The sequence below is a fragment of the Nocardiopsis synnemataformans genome (assembly GCF_965343085.1).
Classification (GTDB): Bacteria; Actinomycetota; Actinomycetes; order Streptosporangiales; family Streptosporangiaceae; genus Nocardiopsis; species Nocardiopsis alborubida.
This window is the reverse complement of record NZ_CBDRFA010000110.1, coordinates 1-25,278: the sequence shown is the minus strand read 5'-3', so window position 1 is coordinate 25,278 and position 25,278 is coordinate 1. Positions and strand designations below refer to the sequence as shown.

19 protein-coding genes are annotated in these 25,278 nt (G+C 71.0%); 10 read left to right on the top strand and 9 right to left on the bottom strand.

Annotated features, from left to right (window positions below; translation table 11 throughout):
* Positions 1-26: 26 nt before the first annotated feature.
* From ACSIH6_RS36775 to ACSIH6_RS36760, 4 genes are all read right to left on the bottom strand, one after another.
* Complete coding sequence (locus tag ACSIH6_RS36775; RefSeq protein ID WP_435113012.1) at positions 27-2,150, bottom strand: ATP-binding protein; 2,124 nt, start codon at positions 2,148-2,150, stop codon at positions 27-29.
* Positions 2,147-2,707: a DUF6879 family protein gene (locus ACSIH6_RS36770; protein ID WP_435113010.1), complete on the bottom strand. Its 561-nt coding sequence runs from the start codon at positions 2,705-2,707 to the stop codon at positions 2,147-2,149. The genes ACSIH6_RS36775 and ACSIH6_RS36770 overlap by 4 nt, the downstream gene beginning before the upstream one ends.
* On the bottom strand, positions 2,704-2,922 hold the full coding sequence (locus ACSIH6_RS36765) for a hypothetical protein (RefSeq protein WP_435113008.1): 219 nt from the start codon (positions 2,920-2,922) through the stop codon (positions 2,704-2,706). Before ACSIH6_RS36765 ends, ACSIH6_RS36770 begins: the two co-directional genes overlap by 4 nt.
* A 90-nt stretch (positions 2,923-3,012) precedes the next feature.
* Entirely contained in the window at positions 3,013-3,174 is a 162-nt protein-coding gene (locus tag ACSIH6_RS36760; RefSeq protein ID WP_435113006.1) for a hypothetical protein, read from the bottom strand.
* Positions 3,175-3,304: 130 nt separating this feature from the next.
* Between ACSIH6_RS36760 and ACSIH6_RS36755 the strand changes: the two genes are divergently transcribed.
* The gene (locus tag ACSIH6_RS36755) at positions 3,305-5,443 is read left to right on the top strand and encodes an AIPR family protein (protein WP_435113004.1); all 2,139 of its coding nucleotides are present in this window, start codon (positions 3,305-3,307) and stop codon (positions 5,441-5,443) included.
* On the opposite strand, the gene ACSIH6_RS36750 is transcribed toward ACSIH6_RS36755, so the two are convergent.
* The 3 genes from ACSIH6_RS36750 to ACSIH6_RS36740 form a co-directional block, all read right to left on the bottom strand.
* Positions 5,414-5,863 carry a hypothetical protein gene (locus tag ACSIH6_RS36750; RefSeq protein ID WP_435113002.1) on the bottom strand — a complete coding sequence of 150 codons (450 nt, stop codon included), beginning with the start codon at positions 5,861-5,863 and terminating at the stop codon, positions 5,414-5,416. The two genes, ACSIH6_RS36755 and ACSIH6_RS36750, sit on opposite strands and share 30 nt — an antisense overlap.
* A gap of 40 nt (positions 5,864-5,903) precedes the next feature.
* Positions 5,904-9,434 carry an NACHT domain-containing protein gene (locus tag ACSIH6_RS36745; protein ID WP_435113000.1) on the bottom strand — a complete coding sequence of 1,177 codons (3,531 nt, stop codon included), beginning with the start codon at positions 9,432-9,434 and terminating at the stop codon, positions 5,904-5,906.
* 296 nt (positions 9,435-9,730) lie between these two features.
* On the bottom strand, positions 9,731-10,036 hold the full coding sequence (locus tag ACSIH6_RS36740; protein WP_435112998.1) for a hypothetical protein: 306 nt from the start codon (positions 10,034-10,036) through the stop codon (positions 9,731-9,733).
* 263 nt (positions 10,037-10,299) lie between these two features.
* On the opposite strand from ACSIH6_RS36740, the gene ACSIH6_RS36735 reads away from it, so the two are divergent.
* On the top strand, positions 10,300-12,006 hold the full coding sequence (locus tag ACSIH6_RS36735; RefSeq protein ID WP_435112996.1) for an RICIN domain-containing protein: 1,707 nt from the start codon (positions 10,300-10,302) through the stop codon (positions 12,004-12,006).
* 76 nt (positions 12,007-12,082) lie between these two features.
* Here ACSIH6_RS36735 and ACSIH6_RS36730 read toward each other — a convergent pair whose 3' ends face one another.
* Entirely contained in the window at positions 12,083-13,831 is a 1,749-nt protein-coding gene (locus ACSIH6_RS36730) for a hypothetical protein (protein ID WP_435112994.1), read from the bottom strand.
* A 423-nt stretch (positions 13,832-14,254) separates the two neighbouring features.
* On the opposite strand from ACSIH6_RS36730, the gene ACSIH6_RS36725 reads away from it, so the two are divergent.
* The 3 genes from ACSIH6_RS36725 (at position 14,255) to ACSIH6_RS36715 (ending at position 17,543) form a co-directional block, all read left to right on the top strand.
* Entirely contained in the window at positions 14,255-15,001 is a 747-nt protein-coding gene (locus tag ACSIH6_RS36725; protein WP_435112992.1) for a DUF6309 family protein, read from the top strand.
* Between the two features lie 190 nt (positions 15,002-15,191).
* Positions 15,192-16,046, top strand: a complete 855-nt coding sequence (locus tag ACSIH6_RS36720; RefSeq protein ID WP_435112990.1) for a PRC and DUF2382 domain-containing protein — start codon at positions 15,192-15,194, stop codon at positions 16,044-16,046.
* A gap of 108 nt (positions 16,047-16,154) precedes the next feature.
* Positions 16,155-17,543, top strand: coding sequence for a flavin monoamine oxidase family protein (locus tag ACSIH6_RS36715; protein ID WP_435112988.1), 1,389 nt, complete (start codon positions 16,155-16,157; stop codon positions 17,541-17,543).
* Positions 17,544-17,594: 51 nt separating this feature from the next.
* On the opposite strand, the gene ACSIH6_RS36710 is transcribed toward ACSIH6_RS36715, so the two are convergent.
* Positions 17,595-18,416: a hypothetical protein gene (locus ACSIH6_RS36710; RefSeq protein ID WP_435112986.1), complete on the bottom strand. Its 822-nt coding sequence runs from the start codon at positions 18,414-18,416 to the stop codon at positions 17,595-17,597.
* Between the two features lie 123 nt (positions 18,417-18,539).
* Between ACSIH6_RS36710 and ACSIH6_RS36705 the strand changes: the two genes are divergently transcribed.
* From ACSIH6_RS36705 to ACSIH6_RS36685, 5 genes are all read left to right on the top strand, one after another.
* Positions 18,540-20,327: a carbon starvation CstA family protein gene (locus tag ACSIH6_RS36705; RefSeq protein ID WP_435112984.1), complete on the top strand. Its 1,788-nt coding sequence runs from the start codon at positions 18,540-18,542 to the stop codon at positions 20,325-20,327.
* Positions 20,328-20,351: 24 nt separating this feature from the next.
* Positions 20,352-20,657: a cory-CC-star protein gene (locus tag ACSIH6_RS36700; RefSeq protein WP_435112982.1), complete on the top strand. Its 306-nt coding sequence runs from the start codon at positions 20,352-20,354 to the stop codon at positions 20,655-20,657.
* A complete protein-coding gene (locus ACSIH6_RS36695) occupies positions 20,654-21,589 on the top strand; it encodes an ArsA family ATPase (RefSeq protein ID WP_435112980.1) in 936 nt (311 codons plus the stop codon). The genes ACSIH6_RS36700 and ACSIH6_RS36695 overlap by 4 nt, the downstream gene beginning before the upstream one ends.
* 259 nt (positions 21,590-21,848) lie before the next feature.
* On the top strand, positions 21,849-22,604 hold the full coding sequence (clsA, locus tag ACSIH6_RS36690; RefSeq protein ID WP_435113016.1) for a cardiolipin synthase ClsA: 756 nt from the start codon (positions 21,849-21,851) through the stop codon (positions 22,602-22,604).
* A 200-nt stretch (positions 22,605-22,804) separates the two neighbouring features.
* A partial coding sequence (locus ACSIH6_RS36685; RefSeq protein WP_435113014.1) for a sugar phosphate nucleotidyltransferase occupies positions 22,805-25,278 on the top strand: 2,474 nt, incomplete at its 3' end.

The following is a 25,278-nucleotide window of genomic DNA, read 5'->3' as shown; positions in this document are numbered from 1 at the left end:
TGGCGCGGCTCCCCTACGCGCGGTCCTCAGCCGTCGGCGGTGAGGCGGTCCAGGTGTTCCCCGACCTCCTCGGCGCGGGGGTCGTCGTGGTCGCGCAGGTACTCCAGGGCCGCGTTCCACGCCTCCCGGGCCTCGGCCGCGTTGTTTAGCTCGGCGTGGGCTTCCCCCATCCCCAGCAGTGCGACCGCTCGGCTGGAGGCGTCGCCGCGCTCCTCGAAGACCCGGACGGCTGCCCGGTACTCCGCTACGGCCTCGGCGGCACGCCCCGAACCGGTGAGGATCCGGCCCAGGGTGCAGCGGGCCCAGGCCACGCTCCACACGTCACCGATGTCGTCGAACACTCCGACCGCCGCACGGCAGTGGTCGAGCGCCTCGTCGAACCGCCCCAGGTCCGCGCCGAAGTCGGCCAGGCTGAGCAGTCCCATCGCCTCACCGCGCCGCTCGCCCGCCTCGCGGAAGACCGCGATGGCCCGCTCGACGTGTTCGACGGCGGTTCCGTCGCGCTCGCCGCGCTCCCAAGCCACCACTCCCAGTTGGCGCAGCGCGAAGCCCTCCACCCACGGGTTACCGGCCTCGCGGTTGGCTTCCAGAGCGGACCCGTAGTGCCGCACGGCCGCGTCCAGGTCGCCCAGCAGCCACTGGGCGTCGCCCATGCCCAGGTGGTTGCGGGCCGATCCGAAGGAAGAGCCCGCGCTCTCGGCCGCCCGGAGACCGACCGCGTGCAGGTCGCGCCACTCGTGCCAGTGCCGGTGTAGTTCGAACAATCCGTAAACGCTCGCGGGCAACCGCCATGCGGTGTCGTGGTGGCCGTGGTCCAGGGCTGCCCGCACCACGGTCAGAAGGTTCGCGCGCTCGGTCTCGAACCAGGTCAGCGCCTCGGCCACGGAGCCGAAGCCGGGCAGCTCCCCGGGTTGCCCGTCGCCCGGAACGACGGGGAAGTTCGGATGTTCCACGCGTTGGGCCTGTGCGGCGGCGTGCGTGTACCACCGCGCCACCCGCCCGACGGCCTCGCTCGTCGCCTCCGGTTCCTCCTCAGCGCGGACCCGCTCGACCGCGTACAGGCGAACCAGGTCATGCAGCCGGTAGCGGTCCTCGCGCGGGCGCTCCACGAGGTTCGCCCGGACGAGGCGGTCCAGGAGCCTTCGAGCTTCGGTCCCCGCAACACCGGCGAGCGTGGCGGCGGCCCCGGGGGAGAACTCCGCACCCGGGTGCAGGCCCAGGCGCCGGAAGAAGCGGGCGGTGTCGGTGTCCAGGGCCTGGTAGGAAGCCGCCATCACGGCGCGCAGGTCAGTCAACTCGTCCTCCTCGGCAAGAGCGTCCAGACGGGACTCTTCGGCGGCCAGTTCGCGCACCAGGTCGCTCAGCGCCGCGTCCGGCCGGTCGAGCAGCCGCTCGGCGGCCACCCGCAGGGCCAGGGGGAGACGGGCGCAGTGCTCGACCAGTTTGTGAGCCGCACGCGGTTCGGAGTCCACGCGGGGGCCGACCGTGCTCCGCAGCAGGGTGACCGAGTCGGCCATGGGCAGGACGTCCAGAGCGAGACGCCGGGCACCCTCGCGTGCGATCAGCCCAGGCAGGGTGCTCCGGCTGGTGACCATGACCATGCAGCCGGGCGAGGCGGGCAACAGGGGGCGGACCTGCGCAGGATTAAGCACGTCGTCGATGACGACCAGGAGACGCTTGCCATCGACCTCGGAGCGGTAGAGGGCCGAGCGGCCGTCCAGGTCCAGGGGGATGCGCTCGGGCGGAACGCCGAGAGCACGCAGGATCGCGTCGAGCGCTTGTGAGGCCTCGGCACGCGGGCCGGGAGCGTGCCCGTGCACGCTGGTGTACAGATCCCCGTCGGGGAAGAGGTCCCGTGCCCCGTGCGCCCAGTGGACGGCCAGCGCGGTCTTGCCAACGCCCGGAGGCCCGGCCAGTACCGCGACCGGGACACCCGTTTCAGTCTCGGCCGCCAGCGCGTCCAGCCGTCGCAGGTGAGCCGTACGGTCCACGAAGCCGGTGACCGCCAGTGGTAGCTGGCGCGGCACGGCGGCGGACCTGGCGGATGCGGAGACGATGTGGACGTCGCCGTGTACGACGCCCGCCTGCACCATTGCCGAAGGGCTGCCGTACACGGCGTTCGCGGTCCGGTGGTTTTCGGTGTCTGTCACAGGGGTCGCATGTCAGCGTCGAAACGCTTCTCGTACTCGGAGAAAGGGATGGACAGGTGCAGGGCCCGGTCACGTACCGCGTTGGCCCGCACGACCTGCTCGGGCTCGGTCACCAGTTCGGGAGCGAGCATGGTGCCGTCGGGCGCGTAGTTCATCCTCACCAGTTGCTCGGAGTCGAACAGCCAGTAGTCGGACCGGGGAATGCCCTCGGGCCAGGAACCCCCGCTCACGGGCAGGATGTTGACGTCCTCTCCCGCCTTGACGTTGGAGCGGTAGCCCCACACGGACTCGAACCTCAGGTAGTCCGTCAGAGGTTCGACGACGACGTGGACACGGCGGAACCGTCGCCCGCTGCCGACGACGCGGGCCCAATTCTCGTGGGAACCGGTCGTCATCACTACCCCATCGGACAGGAAGCGGCGGAACGCCTCTTCCTCATAGCCGACGTCGTAGACCTGGAGGGTCTCCAGTCGGAAGGCCGTGTGGCGGCACTCCTCGAAGAAACGGTCGAACTCCTCCTCGCTGAGGGGTCGTGACCCACTGTCCTCAGGGATCACACGTTCCTCCGCTGGTAACGCTCGACGGCTGCGAGGACGATCTCGGGGGAGATGCGGACCGCGGTCTCACCGGGCAGGGGGTCGGCCAGCTTCGCGAAGTCGGCGTCATCGAGACCAGCGCCCTGGACGACGAAGTCGCCCGTGTCGCTGAGATAGACGGAGGGACATCCCCTGTCGGCTGACTTGTCGTCCTTGGCGAGCAGTTCCAGTTCCATGGCTCTCCGTTCGGGCCTCTCAGGAACGTTCCTCGGACCTCGAAGCTAACACGAAAGCCCTGTCCCGTAGGGCTTGTGGCCATCTTCGGCCTACCCGCCCACGTACCTTCTCCGTATCTGCTCCACTTCGTCCCCGTCGCCCTCATGAGACGCGCGCACGAGCCGTTTGATGTCCGCTGCGGTGAGCGCGTCACACAGAGCGCGCGCCTGGACGGCCTCCTCCGGATCACCGCGTTCGTTCTCCTCTTCCATGCTTTCCAGTTCACCACGTCTCTTCGCACGACGGTTGGATGAGCGGAACCCTGCTTCCCCGTGTTCAGGGGCTCCTGTACCTGGTGGAAGCGGAACCGCTTCGTCGCCACGGGCATTACGCTCGTTTGGTGTGAACAGTAAGCTCATCCCTCTTCCTGTCAATCGCATCCGGAACTTCCTGCTGCGCACCTACGCGGATCTCATCGATATGAGCGATGTCCCCCAACGCACGAAACCGACGGACAGGGAACAGATGCTTCTGAGCCGAGCGCTGGCGGCTCTCGCGGTGTCTGACACGCTTGGGTGTACGGCCGAGGAGGCCGCGGCCTTGGTGACTGACGGAGGAGAGGACTGGGGGATCGACTCGATCGGTGTCGACGAGCGTCCAGAGGTTCCCACTCTCCTGATCAACCAGTCGAAATGGAGCGACGACGCCTCTGGAAAATTTCGTCAAGGCGATGTGGACAGGCTCCGACGCGGGATCGTCTATCTGCACAACGGTAGATTCGACGAGTTCAACGCGCGTATGCGACCGCACGCCGACCATGTTCACAAGGTGCTTCAGACCCCGCGTGCACCGGTCATTCTGATGCTTACGGTCATGCGGTGGAAGGACAAGCCCTTGGACGGCTCCGTCATCAAGCTTCTCGAGGAGTTGCGTGATGAGATGGGTGGCCCGGGGGTGGTTGATCTGCGCGTCCGCTACCTCGAAGACATCGAGGAGATGTACGAACGCGCTTGGTCGAGTTCCGACATCCGGGTCAAGCCTCGGCTTGATTCCTTCGTGCGTGACGAGAAGGGACCGCAGGAGGCCTATTACGGCACCCTTCCAGCCACCGAGCTGGCTGCCTGGTTCCGCAGGTACGGCACTCGCCTCTTCGACGAGAACGTGCGCCGTCCCCTGGGCACGACGACAGTCAACAGCAGGATCGTCAACACCCTGCTGGAGACGCCCGAAGATTTCTTCTACCACAACAACGGGGTCGCGGTGCTGTGTGACACCGTTGATCCCGCCCCTGGGGCGCGTATGAACGCCGGTGGTGTTCTCGAACTGCGTGGTGTCCAGGTGGTCAACGGTGCTCAGACGATCGCGTCCATCGCGCGGGCCATGGAGACGAGTCCTGAGCAGGTGGCCAATGCCACCGTCGGCATCAAGATCATCTGTCTCGAAGGAAGCCCTGAGGGCTTCGGCGCCACAGTGACCAGGGCGATGAACACCCAGAACGCCATGGTTCTCCAGGACTACGTGGCCTTGGACGAAAAACAGCAGCGTCTGGCCATGGACTTCCTTGATCACCTCAACAAGGAGTACGTGCTCCAGCGGGGAAGCGCTCCGCCCGCCACCGAGGACGCGGGCTGTCTGGTGAGCGAGGCGGCCGAGGCGCTTGCCTGCGCCGACGAGGACGCCGGTGTGACGGCTCATGCGAGGAAGGACCCCGAAGCCCTCTGGGACACCGAGGCGGACGGTCTCTACCGGCGTCTTTTCGGGGGAACCCTGAAGGCTGAGACGGTATGGAAGCAGGTCTGTCTGCTGCGTGTCATCCGTAAGAGGCTGGCCCGCGAGCGTGAGAACCGCGCCGACAAGGCCGCGCTGATCGCCGAACACGGCGTGTCGCTCTGCGCGCACGTGGTCTTCCAGCAGTTGCGGGAACGGTGGGCTTCCGACAGCTCCTTGGGGCAGGAGTGGGAAGCGGTCCTGTCGGAGGCGGAAGAGCTGGCACCTCGAGTCCTTGACTTGGTGATCCACCACCATGGCGAGCTCTACAGCATGCCTGTGGCCACGCTCAAGAACCCGGACCGATGCCGTGTGCTGGCCGCTCACGTGTATGCCGGTCTCAACGGCACCGAACCCGTGGTCCTCAGGGAGGAGGACCAGCCGAGAAAACGCTCCGAGAACGCCGTTACCGTGCTGCATCGGAGCGGGCGCATCCCCGATGGCGCCAGGCTCGAGTTGTGGGGGGACACAGCCGAAGAGCGTCGCGTCCTGGTCCCGTGGGTGGAGGAGGATCCCCGGAGAGGACTAGCCACATGGGTCGCGCGAGGCGGGAACAAGTGCATTCGCTGGGAGTTCGACGGACGTCGTTACTCCGCGACCGGTCTTGTCCAGCACATCCTGAGGGAGTCCGATGCGGACGAACTCGTTCGGGCTCTTCAGGGGACCAGGTACTGGTATGTCCAGTATGGCCAGGGTGAGATCAATCTGGTCGAACTCGCGGAAGAGGTTCGCCGCGTTGAGGCATCAGGGGAAGAGGAGCCGGAAGAGCTGTAGAAGTGGTTCGGTGCTTCCGGCAGACCGCATCGCTAGGTCCTTGATGGTCAGATGGGCGGAAGCGGGATGGAACGCCGCAGCCCGGGAGGGGCTGCGGCGTTCGCTGTCCTCGGGTGCGTGGGTACTACTCCAGGTTCGGGACGCACTCACGGGCGCGGCCGGGCGCCAGGCCAGGTCGCGCTCGACGACGTTCACCGGACCGTCCGGCTGGGAGTCCCGCAGGGCCTCCAGACGGGTCAGGTCCATGCGGCCCCACTCACCGGTGTCGGGATCGGTGGGCAGGCGCACGAAACCTTCCAGGAGGAGGAGTTCGGCAGCCAGGCCGACATCGACCAGGCGACGTCCGAGGAGGGCGGGCAGGAACCCTGCCGAGGGGTGGTGACCGAACACCGTTCTCCGTCGGGACAGGACCTCGTTCACGGCCCGAGGCCACCGCACCGCGCGGTCGGCGCGAAGGGCACTACCCGAGCGAGGCCCGGCGTACGGAGGCCAGGGTCTCCGCGCTCCGGGACAGGGAGCTGAACACCGCGAGGAGCGTGACGAGGGCGACGACCCAGGAGAACACGCTCGCGCCGACCAGGGCCGCGTAGACGGCGCAGCCCGTCAGGAGCACGGCCAGGGCCAGGTACCAGAGCGGGGTGAGCCACGTGGGGGGTGGTTCGGGGGGAGGGACGTCAGCGTTACCACTGAACGTGGTCACGCGGTGGTACGCGGCTCCGCCGCCAGCGCAGACGAGCAGGAGGACGGTGACCCACGAGAAGAAGGCGGCCGCACCGGACGACAGCACGGCGGAGGGGATCGCGGCGTAACCGGTGACCATCACGGCGGTGGCGGTGAGTTGGAACAGGCGTGTGCCCGTACGGGGATCCGGGCCCTGAGCGAGGCTGCCGGAGCAGAGCAGCAGACCGAAACCACTCACGACCATCATGAGCACGCCCGACCACGTGAACGGGGTCGGCGGCAGGACGAGCGCGGCGGAACCGTACAGGAGCAGGAGCGATGAGGGCGTCAGGAGCCAGAGCGCCCTGGTCAGTTCTGAGGAGAACGAGACACCCGCGCAGAGCAGCAGCACACCGACCAGGGCGGCGGCCCAGGCCCAAGGCGCCGCGCCGGGGAAGTCCCCCGCGGTGACCCGGCCCCACAGGAGCGGAACCGTGGCCGCACCGATCAGCACCAGGGCGACGACACCCAGACACGAGGCGGCCCCGGGGCTCACGTCGTCATCCCCGGAGCGCACGGAGCCGGCCTCCGACGACTGGCGTGGACCGTGCGCCGTGGACTCCGCGGCCGCCCCGACGCCGTCACCCGCCAGGTCGTGGACGGGCATGCTGAGCAGCTGCGCGTAGTACCTCTCCCACTCCTCCGGAAGAGCGGGCGGACGCCAGCGTCCCCGTCCGTACCGGCGCAGGGCCAGGTCGAGTTGGACCGGCGGGACACGGTCCAGCCCCATCTCGTACAGGACGTACCAGTCGCCGTCACTGCGCAGCCTCCTCGGAAAGGCCGCGGCATGGGGCGTCAACCGCACGTGGACACCGTGCAGCCGGGTGTCGAAGCCGAACTTGCGCGTGCGCCGCACGGCCACCTCGTCGATCTCCTCCCACGCGAGGCGGACCGAGCGCCCGCCCTCGGTGAGATGGAGGAATCCGGGGGTGGCGTAGACGCCCACCGGGGTACGCGGTGAGACGTACATCAGGACGACGACCAGACCGGAGAACACCAGGAACAACAGGGAGGGCGCCCACACGTACGGCACCGCCGCCGGCCCTTCACGGGCGAGCATCTGGAAGGTCCAGACCGCGGAGGCGGGCACGGCCATCGCGAGGGGCGCCAGGTTGACGTTGCGCCTCTTGACCCTGACGGCGATCCCGCCACCGCGCAGAGGGGTCACCGCGCTCTCGGGGAGCAAACGCGGAGCCCGACGGTGCGGCGACGCGGAACGGCCGCCCGCGGCCGCCAGCCGTTCCTGCAGCCGTGTGCTGCGGAACTGGTAGACACCGCCGACCCCGCGCAGGATCCCGACCCTGCGCGCGTCCCTCAGAAAGGCCATCAACGCGGGAGGCGTTCTCAGCGTGGCCGCCAGGGAGGCCCTTGCCAGCAGCCAGCGCCCCCACGGGCTGAGCGAGGTCAGCGCCGCCGCCGACGCCAGCCACGTGGCGGCCCCGGCGTGGAGACCGGAGGTCATCGCCGTGGCACCGCCCAGCAGTGGGGCGATCACACCGACCGAGAGCAGGACCGCCCGTCGTTCGGAGGCCAGTAGCCCGTCCGGGTCGACGACGTTCTCCTCGTGGGCGGACGGGGCCGTGAAGAGGATCGCGAGCGCCGTGGCCAGGAACAGGCAGCAGGCCAGGGTCGTGGCCTCGGCGAGGGAGAACACGGCGACCGGTGCCGCCAGAACCGTCGTCAGAACCGCCGTGAGGACTCCGACCACGATCATCCGCGGCACAGTGGAGGAGACCACCGCGGAGCGCAGGGCCGCGAAGGGCCGGGTGAGGGCTGCTCTCCGTCGGGGCTCTTCGGAACGGTAGCCGAACCACAACCGCGTCACCTGGTTGATCATGACGGAGCAGACCAGACCGAAGGCGGTCCCGTTCGACACGGTCAGGGATGCGAGGGGGCCCCAGAGCGCGGAGGAGTCCGCCTCGGCCAGCGTCCCCAGCAGGGATCCCGCCGCCCAGACCGCGAGGGCGACGGTGATCAGCGCCGGAACCAGCAGCACCCGCGGGGCATCGGCGAGGTGCAGCCGCCACCAGGCGAGCTCCACCGTCTCCCGCCGTGACAGGTGCCGCGCGAGGAAACGCAGGTAGTGCAGCGCGTTCCACGGTTTCCAACGGCGCGGTGGGTGCCAACCGTCCTCGTCCGGTACCTCGCCGGTGAACACCGTCGGGACGACGCGGTCGAGCAGATGGTCCTCGACGGCCCGCCGTGTGGGGAAGCGTGCGGGGTCGAGGAGCTCGCCCGGATCGGAGGAGGGAGACGCGTAGACCCGGTTCGCCAGCCACAGCGTCAGCGGTGACGACAGGGCGGCGGCCACTTTCCCGGAGGGGTGGGCTTCGAGCTCCGCGAGCAGGGGGGCCCAGCGCCTGACGGCCTCCGGCGGAACGGCCCTGCGGAGGAAGACGTGGGCGTCCTCCGCCGCGACCGGCTGAGCCTCGATCACGGCGGTGGAGGCCAGGACCGACTCCGGGGAGAGCGCGTCGAACTCCCGCGTGCGGGACGTGAGGACGAGTTGGGCGTCGCGGTGCAGGGCCCGGTTCAGGCCGCGCACCACGGCGGACCGCCGCTCGGGGGGAACCTCGTCCAGGCCGTCCAGGACGGGGAGCACGGCTCCGGCCCGGCAGAGTTCGCGCGCGGGATGGCGCCGGCCGATCCGGGGAAGCCCTGGGTAGTCGGCCGCGATGCGTCGCGCGAGCCAGCCGTTGAAGTGCTCCCTGTCCGGATCCCAGGAGGTCAGCGACAGCAGGACGGGGACGGGCTCCGTTCGGCCTCGTTCCCTGTCCTCGGTGTCGCGCCGGAGCAGGACCAGCTCCATCGTCAGGTGGATGGCCAGGGTGGTCTTTCCCGATCCCGCGTCGCCGAGGACGGCCATCCGGCGCCTGGCCAGTCCGCGGAACCCGTTGACGAGCCCGCCGAGCCGGTCCCCGCGCCCGTCGACGGTCCCGCCGGTGTTCTCCTCGTGGTCCGCGCCGCGCGTGCGCGCCCTCCAGCGGACGGCCACCGTGTTCGGCGTTCCCCGCTCCCAGAGGTTGGCCTCGTCGCGCCACTGGCGGTAGACGGCCTCCGCCAGCGCGTCGGCGGCTCGCTCGGTGGGCGAGGGCTCCCGTGCGGCGACGTGTGTGTGCACGATGTCGCCGTGGTGCTGACCGACCTGGATGACGAACTCGGCGTCGCCGACGAAGGAGTTGTACGTCGTGTGTCCGGTCCGGCCGCTCTCGTGCGGAGGTCGCCCGTGTATCTGAACAACGTTTTCCTGGTCGCCGCCTGTGCTGGACACGGTTCTCCCGTCGGTCACGCCTCGCGGGCACCGGTGCGGGTCCACGGCGGTCCGGAGCAGGGTTCTTCGGGACTTCCCGCATTCTACGGTCATTCCGGGGTGTGTTTCCAGAAGAACGCGAAACTGGCTCCCTCTCCTTCTTCGGGGAGCTGATAAAAGCGGCGATGCGCAACAAAAGGGAAGATTATTGAAAAAAGGGTGATCCTGCTTTTCCGTTCCTTTCTCCAGGTAGGTGCGCGGACCGGGGTCGCGGCCGTACACCTCATCGCCGTCCGCTTGCGACTGCGCTCCGGGCCTCAGTGAAGGCCGTCGAGTTCGCGGAGGAGAGCGCGCAGCTCGCGGGCTCGGTACGGGGTCATCCGGTACGCCACGGCGTCCAACAGGCCACGCGTTTCCCGGAGATCGTCACAACAACTCGGAGCCCCGCAGCCCTGCTGCTCGTGGTCCCACAGCCGCCGGTACGGGCCGCGCACGAACCGCTCCCAGGAGTCGAACGCCTCGCGGACGCGCCCCGGACACAGCTCCGGGCGCTGAAGCTCCAACCGGGCGACCTCGGCGTTCGCCGCCCCGGACAGCCCCGGCAGTGCGAACGGTTCGCCCATCCGGTGCCTTCTCCTCGGGGGAACGCGGGCACGGATGCTTCCCGGCCGTCTACGCGGCACAGGCCCATCTGCTGATTGCCGTCTCGGGGTCTGATGCCACAACCAGGCGTGTCCTCCACCCCCGGGACTCCGTCCCTTTCAGACCGTAGTCGCACGGCTACCGTAAAAACGTTTTTCGTGTTAACTTCCCGTTGCATGGGAGCGCTCCCCAACCCCCCACTCCTTCCGGACACCGCCGTCCGGAGTCGCACAGAGGAGCAGCAGTGCCCATCAACCCCCCACGCCCCGGTTCCCCCGGCGCGGCCCGAACCGCGCCGCCGTCCTCCCCGCCCTCCCGCAGACCCCGCTCGCGCCCGTCGCACCCGTCGCGCCTGCGAAGGCTCCTGTACTCCGCCCTGGCCGTCGTGCTCTGCACGAGCGGCCTCTCCGCCGCCGCCGTCACCCCCGCCCTGGCCGCCGACATCGACACCGGCGCCTACTACGTCCTGCGCAACCAGCACAGCGGCCTGGTCGCCGACGTCGAGAGCGCCGGAACCCAGGACGGCGCCCGGATCATCCAGTGGGAACGCACCGACCGCCCCTGGCAGCAGTTCCGCTTCGTGTCGTCCGGCGACGGCTACTACCGCCTCGTCAACCGCAACAGCGGTAAGGCCATCGACGTCTGGGAGCACTCCACCGCCAACGGCGCCGAGATCCGCCAGTTCACCGACACCGGCGGCGCCAACCAGCAGTGGCGCCCCGTCGACACCGGCAGCGGCGTCCAGCTGGTCAACCGCCTCAGCGGCAAGGCCCTGGAGGCCTGGGAGTGGAGCACCACCCCGGGCGACCGCCTGTCGCAGTACGACTCCCTCGGCGGCGCCAACCAGGTCTGGGACCTGGTCCGCGTGGACGACACGGGCGGTGGCGGAGGCGGGGGAGACGGTGACTGCGGCAGCGGTTCCCACCACGCCGAGGCCGTCCAGAACGGCTCCACCTGGACCGCCCGCAACGGCGGCAGCACCGTCTACACCGGCGGCGACATGCTCGCCGCCATGCGCGCGGCCGTCGGCAGCCTCGACTCCGGCCGCACCTCCCAGCAGCGCGTGGTGGTGCGCGGCTCCGGCTCCATGCCCGCCAACACCTCACTCGACCTGCCCAGCCACACCTCACTGGAGGTCTGCGGCACCGTCCACGTGTCCGGATCGGTGGGCGCCGACCACGCCGCCGTCCGGATCCGCAACGCCCAGAACGTCTCCGTCCCCCACCTGTCCGTGACCGGCTCGCCGTACTTCGGCGTCTTCGTGCGCGGCTCGCAGGACGTCCACTTCGGCCAGATCGACCTGCGCCTGTCCAGTGGCCTGGGCATGCGCATCGACAGCCGGGGCAGCGACGCCAACCGCACCACGCGCGACATCAGCATCGACGACGTGTACGTGTCGGGCACCGACAACCACGGCGTGGAGACCTACAGCGTCGACGGCCTGGACATCGGCACCGTCACGGCCCGCGACACCGGCTACTCGGGCCTGCTGCTCAACAACACCGTCAACGCCACGGTCGACCTGGTCGACGCCGAGGGGGCCGGAACCGGAACCGGCTACGCGGCCTTCCGCATGGCCAACCGCAACGGGCGCGTCGGCAGCGACCACCCGACCAACATCCGGGTCGGCGAGGTCCGCGCCCGCGGCGGCGGCCGGGGGGTCTTCTGCGTCTCCGAGAGCGGCGGCGCGGTCATCGACCGCGTGGACATCGCCCAGACCGGCAACAACGCGGTACTGGTCGAGAACTGCCACAACGTCACCTTCTCCGGGGGCACGATCGCCGGTCCGGGCAGCGTCCGGATCGCGGCCCGCTCGGAGTTCGCCAACACCTCCGACATCACGTTCCAGAACCTGACACTGGCCAACACCTCGCTCGTCGAGAACCCGTGCTCGGCGAACCTGACCGTCCGCGACGTCACCTTCCAGAACAGCAGCGACCAGACCTGCTGACCACGCGTGACGCCGGGGCCCGACCCCCTGGGGCCCCGGCGTCGCCCACCCCCAGCGGCCCGGACCCGTCCGGCGCTCAGCCGCGCGCTGCGGCCAGCCGCTCCGCCAGCCACGCGGGTACGTGCTCCCGCGAACGCGGGAAGTACGCCTGGTCCAGGGCGTAGTCGAAGTCCAGCGGCGCCATGTCGAAGGCGGGCTCGGAGTCGCGGTCGGCCTCCACCCGGCTTCCGTCCCGGCCCACGGTGTACCGGAGGCCGAACCAGGTGCCCCGACCGGGCCGGTACATGCCCGCCCGCAGGGTCCGCACCAGGTATGGAAGCCGGTAGTGCCCGTGTTCCTCGTACACGGTCCCGTCCTCCAGGGCCACGCCCACCCGCAGCCGTTCGTATCCGGCCAGGAACCGGGCGTCCAGTACGGCCTTCCGCCAGCCCCGCGGCCGGGGCAGGAGCTCCGCGATCTCCCCGAGCAGGGCGCGCTGCCCCTCCTCGTCCAGGGCGGCGACCGGACGGCCCGGCCGCTCGGACGGCGCCGGGGCGGGCGGACGCACGAGGACCCCCTCACCCACCAACTCCGCCCACGCGGGCCGCCATTCCGGTGCCCTGCGGGGAGCCTCCTCCCGCAACCGGTACAGCGAGCCCGTCATGTCCATGCCGACGAAGGAGGTTCCCTCCGGCCAGCGGTCGTAGTGACGCCGGGCGCCGTGCCCCTCCTCGGAGACGGTCAGCCGTAGATACAGCCATCGTCCGCGCCCTTCGACGTCCTCGGCCGCGCGCAAGGCCCTGAGGCCGTCCATCAGTTCCGTGTCGTAGCCCTTGAACCGTGCGCCGGACCCGTCGACGACATCCCTGTCCCCGCCGAAGGTGTACTCCACGACGGCCTCGCTGCCCCGGGTGAGGCCCAGAGCGCGAATCCGGGCCAGGACCCGCAGCAGTTCGTCGGTCTCCGGGACCGGAGGGCGTTCCCGCTCGGGTTCCCGGTGGAGCGCGTCCCACACCAGCAGCGACCACGCCTTCTCGCTGATGACCGGGTGCGGAGGACGCTCGGGCCTGGCCGTGCCGAGGGGGAGGAGGGGGCGGCGCGACCCCGGAGTCAGCCCGAGCCGCTCGGCCGCCGCCAGCGCGGCATGGGCGTCCCAGGGACGAGCCTCGTCCTCCTCTTCACCCCCACCGGCATCCTCGCTCCCCTCGTCCGCGTCATCCGCCTCGTCCTCGTCGTCGTCCATGTACTGGGTGTCGAGGATGTTCAGCACCGCCGCGAGCGAGTCCGCGTCCACCGTGCCCTCCTGCGCGCGCCGCATGAGGGCGGCACCGGGCTCCGGCAGCAGTGCCTTCCCGTGCTCGTCCTCGGGAGCGAACCCCTCGAAGACCCGCTCGACGATCTCGTCCACGGCCGCCTCCACCGATGCGTACCGGTCCAGGCTCAGCCCGTCGTCCTCCCAGTCGTCGGGGTAGAGGCCGCGTGCCCACGCACGCCCGTCCCACCAGTAGGCGAATCCGATGTTCGTGCGCGCCTCGTGGGCGGCGATCCACTCCCAGGGCAGCCAGTCGGGCGCCTCGGCGAACAGGTCCACCGGGCGCTTGTCGTCGTGGGTGGTGTCACTGGTGTCGCGGTCGTAGCCGACGATCACGGCCCGACCTTCGGTACCGCACCAGGCCAGGTACCAGTCGCTGCTGCCGCCGTTGTGGTAGCGCAACACCCCGTCCTCCAGGGAGAGGATTTCGAAGTTGTCCTCCAGCCCCGCCGTCAGCGCGGCGAGCACTCCCGCGCGGGCCCACAGCACCTCCGGGCGGGGCAGGTCCTCGGGGCGTCCGGGGCTGTGGCTCATGGGGCGGCCTCTCCTGTCGGGAACACTGGTGTCGGGGGACACGGGTTCCCGTTCTAGCGGACGCTCCCGACAGTCCCTCTCCTCGGGCCGTGGAACGCGGCGGCAGGTCCGCCCGTGCGGCGTCTCCGTCCACGGGCTCTCGCCAGGACGGGCGGTCGGCCCGGCGAGAGCCCGACGGCGGCGGCGAGGGTGGCGGCGGTGCGCATGGACGGGGACCTCGGGGCGGCGGGGAGAACGGCGGGACCTCCGCATCCTAGCCCTGGGTGTTCAATTGAATTCCCAGGGTGTCGACGCGGTGCGCGGTCCCTTTCCCGGTGCGCTTTCGCCGTCTATCCTCCGGGCAGCGGTAGCCGCCACGGGCGTGGGCCGCGGCGACCCCCGCGACCACCGGACCGTGGTCATCTCCGGAGCCCCACAGCCCCCGTGACCGCCGAACCCCCGCGACCGCCGCCCGTTCCTCGGCGGGCCGACCTGAGGACCGAACCCGTGCAGATCCTCGAACCCGTCACCCCCGACGCCGTCCTCCGGCGCTTCCGCGCCACCCATCCGTTGGAGGACGAGATCTCCCGTGCCACCAACAGGTACGCCGAGAGCGCCCTGACCCTGGCCACCCACCAGCTCGGCGGGACGTGGCACCGGGTCGCCCTGGACCGCGCGGACGTCCTGTCCGTGCTCCTGCCCTGGCACACGGGCGAGTACGGGGAACGCGAACTGGTCCCACCGGCCGGGGCGACCGTCGCCGAGGCCCTGGGCACGCTCACCGCCTGGCGCAGGGAGTACCCCGCCAGCAACCCGGTGTGCTGGAACAAGCTGGACTGGCACACCGAAGCGGCCCACGCGCCGCTGTTCCTGAGTTCGTGCGCCCTCGACCACCCCTTCTACGAGCGGTTCGAACGCACGGACGCGGTGACCCACCTGGACGGCCTGCACCGCATGCTCGCCTGGGCGCTGGCGGACAGGCTTCCCCCGCAACCCGTCCTGGAGGCGTACCTGGCCGGTCCCGTGCCCGACCTCCGCGACCCGGAGGCTCCCGCCACCGGCCGCTCCCACGCCGACGTCCCGGCAGAGGGCATCCCCGCCCCGAACACCCCCTCCACGGACGTGCCCTCCACGGCCCGTCGCTCCGGAACGGTCCCAGCCGAGGCCACCGCCGACACCAAGGACGCTTGACCCCGAGGGGCCTGACCTCCCGTGTCCGTCAACTCCCGGCCGCCCCGGGCAAGGGCGCGGCCAACACTCTCCCCGGACTCGTTAGCGGCTTGGGTGAGCCGTTAGTCCGTGCAGCTCATGGCGGGTAGGGGGTGGGCGGACAGCGTTGGGGCACCCGCCCCTCGACCACGCGAACCACCAGGGGGACATCGTGGCACGCGATCGCACACCCGCAGACCTGATCGGGCACCACGTCCTCGATCGGGAGGGCCAGAACGTCGGCAAGATCAACCAGGTCTACCTCGACGACAACACGGACCAGCCGAGCTGGGTGTCCGTGCACACCGGCCTGTTCGGCAGGCACGAGACCCTCGTCCCGCTCCAGGGCTCCCAGCCCGCGGAGGAGGACATCCGGGTCCCCTACGAGAAGTCCGTCGTCAAGGACGCCCCGCACATCGACGCCGACCGGCACATCTCCCCCGAGGAGGAGCAGACGGTCCGCCAGTACTACGCGCAGCACGGCGGCCCCCCGATGCGGGGCGAGGAGACCGCGATGGGCCGGGGACCCGGGCCGCAGACCACCGGCCGGGAGGACATGGCCGGAGGAGCCGCCGGAGGCATGGCGGGGGGCATGGCCGGTGACGCCGCCACGCGCGACCGCGACGCCGCCATGGCGGACGAGCGCGACGACATCTCGATGACGCGTTCGGAGGAGCGCGTGGACATCGGCGTGGAGCGGCGCGAGGCCGGACACGCCCGCATGCACAAGTACGTGGAGACCGAGCAGTTCGACGAGACGGTCCCGCTGCACCACGACGAGCTCCAGGTCGAGCGCCGCCCGGTGGACGACCCCTCCGCGGTGCGCGAGCCCCGGGAGATGAGCGAGGACGAGGAGACCTTCACGCTCTACGAGGAGCGCCCGGTCGTTTCCAAGGAGCAGGTCCCCGTCGAGGAGGTCCACGTCCGCAAGCGCGACGTGACCCGCGACGAGCACGTCCAGGGCCAGCGCCGCCGCGAGCGGGTCGAGCTGGAGGACGACGAGGGGGAGCCGCCCGCCAACGCCTGACCCGGCTGCCCGGCCGGGCCTGGACGGGGCCGGAGTCGTCCCCGGACACACGGTCCGGGGACGACGCGTGCGCACCGCTGTCGTGCGCCGACACGAAGGGGGAGGTACATGACTGAGCCGGGGGACGTCAGCGAGGAGACCATCGGGGACGGGGGCGGGGAGGAGGAGCCCACGACGTCCCCGCCACGCGGGCGCGAGGCCGAACCCGGGCGCGGGCACACCATCGTCGTGGGCGCGGGCATCGCCGGGCTGGCCGCCGCCGACCGGCTCGTCGAGGAGGGTGAGCGCGTCACCGTCGTGGAGGCCCGCGACCGCCTGGGCGGGCGCATCCACTCCCTGCGCGCGTGGGACGGCACGTCGGCCACGCTCGACGTGGGCGCCTCCTGGATACGCGGCGAGGAGAACAACCCCCTCGCGCGCCTGGTCCGCGAGATCGGCGTCAGCACCACCGTGTTCAACCGCTCCACCGAGACCGCCTACGACCCCAAGGGCCGCAGGCTGCTCTTCGACCGCCACCGCCGCAACATGGAGGACGTCAACCTCCTGCACGAGCACATGTACTGGGACAACGTCGGGGCCACGCCGCAGGAGTCGATGGAGGAGGGCATCAAACAGGCCCTCTACGACGCCAACCTGGTGCGGGGCAGGGCCCGCGACGCCAACGAGATCGTGCACCGCCTCGTGGAGGGCGACCACGGCGCCGACGCCGACGAGGTCGCCTTCACCGCGGTGGCGGCCCTGCACGAGTTCAGCGGCGACGACGTCGTCTTCCCGGACGGCATGGCCCAGGTCACCGACCACCTGGCTCGGGGACTGGACGTGCGCCTGGAGCACGCGGTGCTGTCGGTCTTCCACGACGAGGACGGCGCGGGCGTGCGCGTGGACACGCCCAGGGGGGAAGAGACCCTGACCGCCGACCGGGTCCTGGTGACCCTGCCCCTGGGCGTGCTCAAGGCCGGAGGGGTCGGCTTCGACCCGGCGCTGCCCGAGGACAAGGGCGGCGCCGTCGAGCGCCTGGGCAGCGGCCGCCTGGAGAAGCTGTTCCTGCGCTTCGAGGACGTCTTCTGGGGCGACGCCGAGGTCCTCGTGCACCTGGGGACCGAGGAGGGGACGTGGTTCCACTGGTACGCGGGCCAGCGGGTCATGGGGGCGCCGATCCTGGTCTGCCGCAACGGCGGCAACGCGGCCCGGTTCCTGGAGGAGAAGGACGAGGCCGACGTGGTCGGGCACGCGATGGACTCGCTGCGCGGCCTGTTCCGCAAGGTGCCCGAACCCGTCGGCCACCACCTCACCCACTGGATGGACGACCCGTTCGCCCGGGGCAGCTTCTCCTTCACCGCCGTGGGATCGGGGGACGAGGACCGGGTGGCGCTGGGCGAGCCGGTCGGCGAACGGCTGTTCTTCGGAGGAGAGGCGACCGAGACCGAGCACACGGCCACCGTGCACGGCGCCCTGCTCTCGGGCCGGAGGGAGGCTGAGCGCATCCTGGAGCTGTGAGCCCGCCACCGCGGGACCGCGCCGTGCTCCGTGCCGCCGTGGAAGCGGCGGTCAGAACCCCAGGCGGCTCTCCACGGTCCGGATTCCCGCGCGGCAGGCGCGTTCCACCTCGCGGTGGTTGCGCAGCCGCTCCAGCAGGCGGAAGGGCCGCGGATCCGCGTCGGGGCCGCCGTCGGCTTCGGTGACCGCCAGGACCTGCCCCGACAGCGTTCCGGCGCGCGTCCAGCGCTCCCAGCGCTCGAAGTCGGGGCTGGCCTGGTGCCCCATCACCAGGGCCCGGCCGCCCCGTCCGGACAGGTCGCCGCCGTCGCGCGACCACAGTTCCACGCTCCGGCCCGGACCGGCCGACCAGTCCCGCGCGGTGACCACGTCCACGCGCACGTCCGCGCCGGGGACCGTGCCCGCGCCCGCGCTCCACTCCCGCACCAGCAGGGCGTCCTGCGCGCGGTCGCGCCTGCGCACCGCCTCCACCCGGTCCGCCCCGGTCAGGGTCACCAGGGCGCGCGCCATCCACCACCAGTTCTCCTTGCGCGCCATCAGGCTCCCCGCGCGCAACCGGGTCGGCGGGTGCTTGGCCGCCTCCTGCTCCACCAGGTCGCGGCCGAACAGGCGGCCCCCCGGGTCCAGCCGCACCTCCACCGATCCTGTCCCCACCAGACCGGTGCCCGTCCCCGGCGCGGGCGCGGTCAGGCTGAACGCGGCGCGCGGGCCGAGCGCGTCCACCAGGTCCAGGTGGGCCAGCGGAAGGGCCGCGCACGGCGTCTCCCCGTCCATCAGCGGCACCACCGGGACGCTCACCGGCAGCCCCCGCGGAGCCACCCAGGACAGCTCGCCGACGGCCGAACGCCGCCAGGCCGTGGCGAAATCTTCCACATACTTCCTTTTCTGTGATGTGTGACTCATGTTAATTTCTCGGGACTGTACCCGAACCGCCTGGACAGAGCACACACAGACCCCGCCCACCCGGTCCTGACACCGGAAAGAAGGAAGACCCCCATGCCCGCTGTAGCAGTACTGCTCGGCACCCTGGCGATCTTCGCGCTGGCGTACCGCTTCTACTCGGCCTACCTGGCCAAACGGGTCTACGCCCTGGACCCGTCCTTCACCACGCCCGCGCACACGCTCCAGGACGGCGTGGACTACGTCCCCACCAACAAGCACATCGTCCTCGCGCACCACTTCATCTCCGTGGCGGGCGCCGCGCCCATCGTCGGCCCGGCGATCGGCGTGTTCTGGGGCTGGGGACCGGCGCTGCTGTGGGTGATCCTGGGCACCATCTTCGGGTCGGGCGCCCACGACTTCGGGTCGATCGTGGTCTCGCTGCGCAGCAAGGGCCGCAGCATCGGCACCCTGGCGGGCGACGTCATCGGGGCCCGGGCGCGCATCCTGTTCCTGCTGATCATCTTCTTCCTGGTGACCCTGGTGAACGCGGTGTTCGCCATCGTCATCGCCGGGCTGTTCGTGGGCACGCCCGAGTCGGTGCTGCCCACCCTGGTCACCATCCCGCTGGCCATCGCCGTGGGGCAGGTGGTCTACCGTCGCCGCACCGCCGCGCTGCTCCCGTCGGTCATCGCGCTGCTCCTGGTCTACGCCTGCATCCCGCTGGGCCAGCTCCTGCCCATCAGCCTCGCGCCGGTCGCCGAGGCCACGGGGATCACGGAGAACCTGCTGTGGATCGTGATCGTGTTCGCCTACGCGTTCGTGGCCTCCCGCCTGCCGGTGTGGCTGCTGCTCCAGCCCCGCGACTACATCAACCAGCAGCAGATGATCGTGGCGCTGCTGGTCATCATGGGCGGCGTGATCGTGGGCATGGACACGATCGCGGCGCCGCTCTTCCGCGACACCCCGGCGGGCTCCCCGCCGATCTTCCCGCTGCTGTTCATCACCATCGCCTGCGGCGCGGTCTCGGGCTTCCACAGCCTGGTCGCCTCCGGGACCACCTCCAAGCAGATCGACAAGGAGACCGACGCGCGCTACGTCGGCTACCTGAGCTCCCTGGGCGAGGGCACGCTGGCGCTGTGCTCGATCCTGGCCTGCACCGCGGGCGTCATGGCCTACTCCGCCAACACCGGCGTCGAGTGGGGCACCCTCTACGTCGACTGGGAGGCCGCCTCCGCCGACCCGCAGGGCATGTTCGTCCAGGGCGTGGCGGGCTTCGCCTCCAACATCGGCGTCCCCGAGAGCACCGCCCTGGTCTTCGGCGCCCTGGTGATCGTCAGCTTCGCCGTCACCACCCTGGACACCGCGGTCCGGCTCAAGCGCTACATCATCCAGGAGATCGCCACGATCGCCGCCGAGCGCTTCTCCTCCGGCAGCGCACCGCACCGGGCGATGTCCTTCCTGGCCCGCAACATCACCGTCGCCACGCTCATCGCGGTGCTCATCCCCCTCGCGCTGACCCTGGTCCCGGGCGACTTCGCCGTGGGCACCCTGTGGCTGCTGTTCGGCACCACCAACCAGCTCACCGCGGGCCTGGCCCTGTCGGTCATCGCCGTGTGGGTCACCAAGCGCCACCGCAACCCGGTCATGATCCTCATCCCGCTGGTGTTCCTGGCCGTCATGACCGTCTGGGCGCTGGTCCTCCAGCTCCGCGACTTCGCGGTCTCGGGCGACGCGATGCAGACCTTCCTGCTCGCGCCGCTGGACGGCGTCATCCTGCTGCTGGCCCTGTGGATGATGGTCGAGGCCGCCATCGCCCTGAACAAGGCGCGCAAGAGCCCGCCGGTCGCCGAGGCCGCGACCGGGGAGACCACCGCCGGGAGGGACGAGGGTGAGGGCAGGTAACCGCCGCGCCCGGGGCGGCACCCCGTGAGCGGACCGGGCGCCGGCGCCGGGCCCCCGCCGGGGGCCTGGCGCCGCGCCGTCGCCGCCTGGCGCCGCTTCGAGGACTTCCACCAGCAGGTCTTCGAGGCGCGCTGGGGACACGCGCGCCGACGCGAGGCCCGCACCCAGCAGGACACCCTGCGGGCCCTGCTCATGCTGGAGAGCCTGGGGGTGGACAACCCCGTCGCCTACGAGACCCTCGACCTCATCCCGTACATGGTCGCCGACCTGCACGAGTGGCACCAGAGGATGGGCCGCAGGGACTTCGGAGCACCCGGAGGCTGCTGTTGACCGAGTCCGCGACCGAACCCGCCGCGGTCCCCGCCGCGCCGATCACCTTCGTCGGCGGCAAGGGCGGGGTCGGCAAGACCACCCTGGCCGCCGCGCACGCGCTGGCCCTGGCCGACGCCGGGCACCGGGTGCTGGTGATGTCCACCGACCCCGCCCACTCGCTCGGCGACGCCCTGGAGGCGCCGCTCAAGGACGAGCCCGTCCCGGTCGCCCCCAACCTGTGGGCCGCCGAACCCGACGCCGACGCCGCCGTGCGCCGCCGGATCGCCCAGGTGGTCCGGGACGCCGAGCGGGCCGTCCCGCCCGAGGTGATGCCCGCGGTGCGCCGCCACCTGGAGCAGGCGGGGGCCAGCCCCGGCATGGCCGAGTCCGCCCTGGCCGACCTGCTCGTGGACCGCGTGGAGGAGGTGGGGCGGCGCTGGGACGCCCTGGTCGTGGACAGCGCCCCCACCGGTCACCTGCTGCGCCTGCTCAACCTGCCCGCGCTCCTGACCCCCTGGGTGGTGGGCCTGACACGCCAGCGCGAGCGGGCCCGCCGAGCCGAGGCCTTCGCCGACGTCGTCGGCGGCTCGGAGGAGGAGGCCGACCCCCTCACCGAGCGCCTGCACGCCCGCCGCCACCGCCTGGAGCGCGCCGCCGAACGCCTGCGCCGGGACGCCGAGGTGCGCCTGGTGACCCTGCCCCGCCGTATGGTGCTGGCCGAGACCGCCCGCGCCGTCGAACAGCTCACCGAGGCCGGGTTCCGGCTCGCCCCCGTGGTCGTCAACCAGATCCCGCGCGGGGACGCCGCGGGGCCCGACACCGCCGAGGCCCTGGCCGCCACCCGCGAGCGCTTCGCCCGCCTGGGGACGGTGGAGGTCCCCCTCCAGGACGCCGAGCCCACCGGCCTCGAACGCCTGCGCCGCCTGGCCGCCCTGCTCGCCGCCCGTTGAGGGGCCGGCGGCGGGGAACGGCGGCCGGGCCCGCGGACGGGGAACCCCGACGGACCGCCCCGCGTTGGACAGTGGTAAGGGTTCCGGGGTGGGGGTTCCGACTGGGGAAACCGGAAAGCGTACACGGTACGATCGGGGTGCGGCCGTCCTCCGACCAGGGCGGGTGGACCCACGATGGCGGGAAACGACCCTCCCGCCCGTTATCGTTGGCGCCATGGGGCGATCCGCGCAAGAAGGCAGACACACGGCGGGGGGCGATGTGGTCAGCCCGGCGGTCAGTGACCGCGTCTGGACGGTTCCCAACCTACTGAGCATGCTCCGGCTGCTGGGCGTGCCCCTGTTCCTGTGGCTCGTGCTGGTGCCCCAGGCCGACTGGTGGGCCCTGCTCGTGCTGGCCCTGGCGGGCCTCAGCGACTGGCTCGACGGCAAGATCGCCCGCGCCTGGAACCAGACCTCGCGCCTGGGCACCGTGCTCGACCCCCTCGCGGACCGGCTCTACATCTTCGCCGCCCTGCTCGGCCTGGTCATCCGCGGCATCGTGCCCTGGTGGCTCATGGGCATCCTCGTGCTGCGCGACGTCCTCATCCTGGGCGCCCTGCCGCTCCTGCGCCACTTCGGCTACGGACCCCTCCCGGTCAACTTCGCCGGCAAGGCCGCCACGCTGTGCCTGCTGTACTCGTTCCCGCTGCTGTTCCTCGCTGGTTACGCCACGATCGCCGCAGATGTGGCGAGAATTATAGGTTGGGCCTTCGCACTCTGGGGAACTGCTCTGTACTGGTGGGCCGGACTGCTCTACGCCGTACAGGGACTGCGCCTGATGGCCCAGACCCGCCGCGACGAAAGCGCTGATCGCACCGGCGGCCCCAGGGCCGTGGGTGACAGCGACCCCGTGCGCGGTCACGCCCAGGACCGACCCGGTCCAGCCGCACCGGCGACCGCTGACGGCGACCCCGGCGCGGCCGCCGAGGGCGCGGACCGACCGAGCCGTCCGGACCAGGGGCGGACCGGCCCCTGATCCGCACGCGGACCGGCTCACCACGAGTCCTGTCGGATCGAAAGGGAGTGTCGTCTCCGCATGAGAACATGTCCCGCCGCCCGCAACGGCGTGTGCTCCGAACACCATCCCCCCTTGGTGCGCACCGACGGCCCAGCGGCACGGAGGTACCGGCGATGAGCCAGGCCGAAGACACCACCCCGGAGGGCACCGCACCTCCGATGAAGGCCGTCGTGATGGCTGGCGGCGAGGGAACCCGCCTGCGCCCCATGACGGCGAACCAGCCCAAACCACTCCTCCCGGTGGTCAACAAGCCCATCATGGAACACGTGCTGCGCCTGCTGCGCAAGCACGGTTTCACCGAGACCGTGGTCACCGTGCAGTTCCTGGCCACCCTCATCCGCAACTACTTCGGCGACGGCGAGGAACTGGGCATGAAGCTCAGCTACGTCGCCGAGGAGGTGCCGCTCGGCACGGCGGGCAGCGTCAAGAACGCCGAGGAGCACCTGCGCGGTGAGCCCTTCATCGTCATCTCCGGCGACGCGCTCACCGACATCGACCTGACCGACATGGTCCGCTTCCACCGCGAGAGCGGCGCCAAGGTCACCATCGGCCTCAAGCGGGTGGAGAACCCGCTGGAGTTCGGCATCATCATCGTCGACGAGCAGGGGCGCGTCCAGCGCTTCCTGGAGAAGCCCACCTGGGGCCAGGTCTTCTCCGACACCGTCAACACCGGCATCTACATCATGGAGCCGGAGGTCCTCGAACGCGTCGCCGAGGGCGAGGTCGTCGACTGGTCCGGCGACGTCTTCCCCCAGCTGCTGGCGGAGGGCGAGCCCCTCTACGGCTACGTCGCCGACGGCTACTGGGAGGACGTGGGCACCCACGAGAGCTACCTCAGCGCCCAGGCCGACGTGCTCTCGGGCAAGGTGGACGTGGACATCGACGGCTTCGAGGTCTCCCCGGGGGTGTGGGTCGGCGAGGGCGCCGAGGTCCACCCCGAGGCCGTCCTCAAGGGCCCGCTCTACATCGGCGACTACGCCAAGGTCGAGGCGGGCGCCGAACTGCGCGAGTTCACCGTGGTCGGCAGCAACACCGTCGTGCGCTCGGAGGCCTTCGCCCACCGCACGGTCCTGCACGACAACGTGTTCATCGGCCGCGGCGCCAACCTGCGCGGCGCCGTCATCGGCAAGAACACCGACGTCATGGCCGCCGCCCGGATCGAGGAGGGCGCGGTCGTGGGCGAGGACTGCGTCGTCGAGTCCGAGGCCTACCTCCACAACGACGTCAAGGTCTACCCGTTCAAGACCATCGAGGCCGGGGCGGTGGTCAGCACCAACGTCATCTGGGAGTCGCGCGGGCAGCGCTCGCTGTTCGGCCCCCGGGGCGTGTCCGGCCTGATCAACGTCGAGATCACCCCGGAACTGGCGGTGCGCCTGGCCAACGCCTACGCCACCACCCTGAAGAAGGGCGCGATCGTCACCACCTCGCGTGACGTCTCGCGCGCCGCCCGCACGCTCAAGCGCGCGATCATCAGCGCGCTCACCGCGGCCGCCATCGAGGTGCGCGACCTGGAGGTGGTGCCGCTGCCCGTGGCCCGCTTCCACACCTCCCAGAGCGGTGTCAGCGGCGGCATCACGGTGCGCACCACCCCGGGCGACCCCGAGTCGGTCGACATCCTGTTCCTGGACGGCGACGGCGCCGACCTGTCGCCCGGCGCCCAGCGCAAGCTCGACCGGGTCTTCTCCCGTGCCGAGTACCGCCGGGCCTTCCCCGGCGAGATCGGCGAGCTGACCTTCCCGTCGCGCAACGTGGAGAGCTACTCCCACGAGCTGCTGCGCAAGGTGGACACCTCCGGCGTCGCCGAGGCGGAGCTCAAGGTCGTCGTGGACTGCGCCGGGGGCAGCGGCTCGCTCATCCTGCCCTCCCTGCTGGGCCGGATCGGCGTGGACGTGCTCACCGTCAACAACCGGCTGGACGAGTCCTCGCCCACCGACACCGTCGCCAAGCAGAACCGCGACCTGGCGCGGCTGGGCGAACTGGTCGCGGGCTCGGGCGCCGACTTCGGCGTGCGGTTCGACCCCGTGGCCGAAAGGCTGTCCATCGTGGACGAGAGCGGCGACCTGGTCCACAGCGACCGGGCCCTGCTGGTCGTCCTGGAGCTGGTCTGCGCCGAGTACGGGACCGGCACGGTGGCCCTGCCCGTCACCACCACCCGCGTCGCCGAGACCGTGGCCGCCTCGCACGGGGTCAAGGTCCACTGGACGGCCACCGCCACCGGCGAGCTGACCAAGGCGGTCCAGGCACAGGACGACGTCATCTTCGCGGGCGACGGCCGGGGCGGGTTCATCGTGCCGCGGTTCAGCCCCACCAGCGACGCCATCGCCGCCTTCGTGCGGCTGCTGGCACTGGTGGCCCGGACGCGCCGCTCGCTGAGCCAGATCGACCGCACGATCCCCCAGGCGCACCTCCTGCGCCGTTCGGTGCCCACCCCGTGGGCGGTCAAGGGGAGCGTGATGCGCGCCGTCGTGGAGGCGGCTGGCGGCCGCGAGCTCGACACCACCGACGGCGTCCGGGCGATCGAGCCGGACGGAAGCTGGGCCCTGGTCCTCCCCGACACCGCGGAGGCCGTGACCCATCTTTGGGCCGAAGGTCCCAACCCCGACACAGCGCACCGCCTGCTGGACGAGTGGGC

Coding starts and splice junctions, on each gene's coding strand:
- ACSIH6_RS36765 (WP_435113008.1), bottom strand. CDS start 2,922: ATGGAACTGGAACTGCTCGCCAAGGACGACAAGTCAGCCGACAGGGGA.
- ACSIH6_RS36760 (WP_435113006.1), bottom strand. CDS start 3,174: ATGGAAGAGGAGAACGAACGCGGTGATCCGGAGGAGGCCGTCCAGGCG.
- ACSIH6_RS36740 (WP_435112998.1), bottom strand. CDS start 10,036: ATGGGCGAACCGTTCGCACTGCCGGGGCTGTCCGGGGCGGCGAACGCC.
- ACSIH6_RS36730 (WP_435112994.1), bottom strand. CDS start 13,831: ATGAGCCACAGCCCCGGACGCCCCGAGGACCTGCCCCGCCCGGAGGTG.
- ACSIH6_RS36715 (WP_435112988.1), top strand. CDS start 16,155: ATGACTGAGCCGGGGGACGTCAGCGAGGAGACCATCGGGGACGGGGGC.
- ACSIH6_RS36705 (WP_435112984.1), top strand. CDS start 18,540: ATGCCCGCTGTAGCAGTACTGCTCGGCACCCTGGCGATCTTCGCGCTG.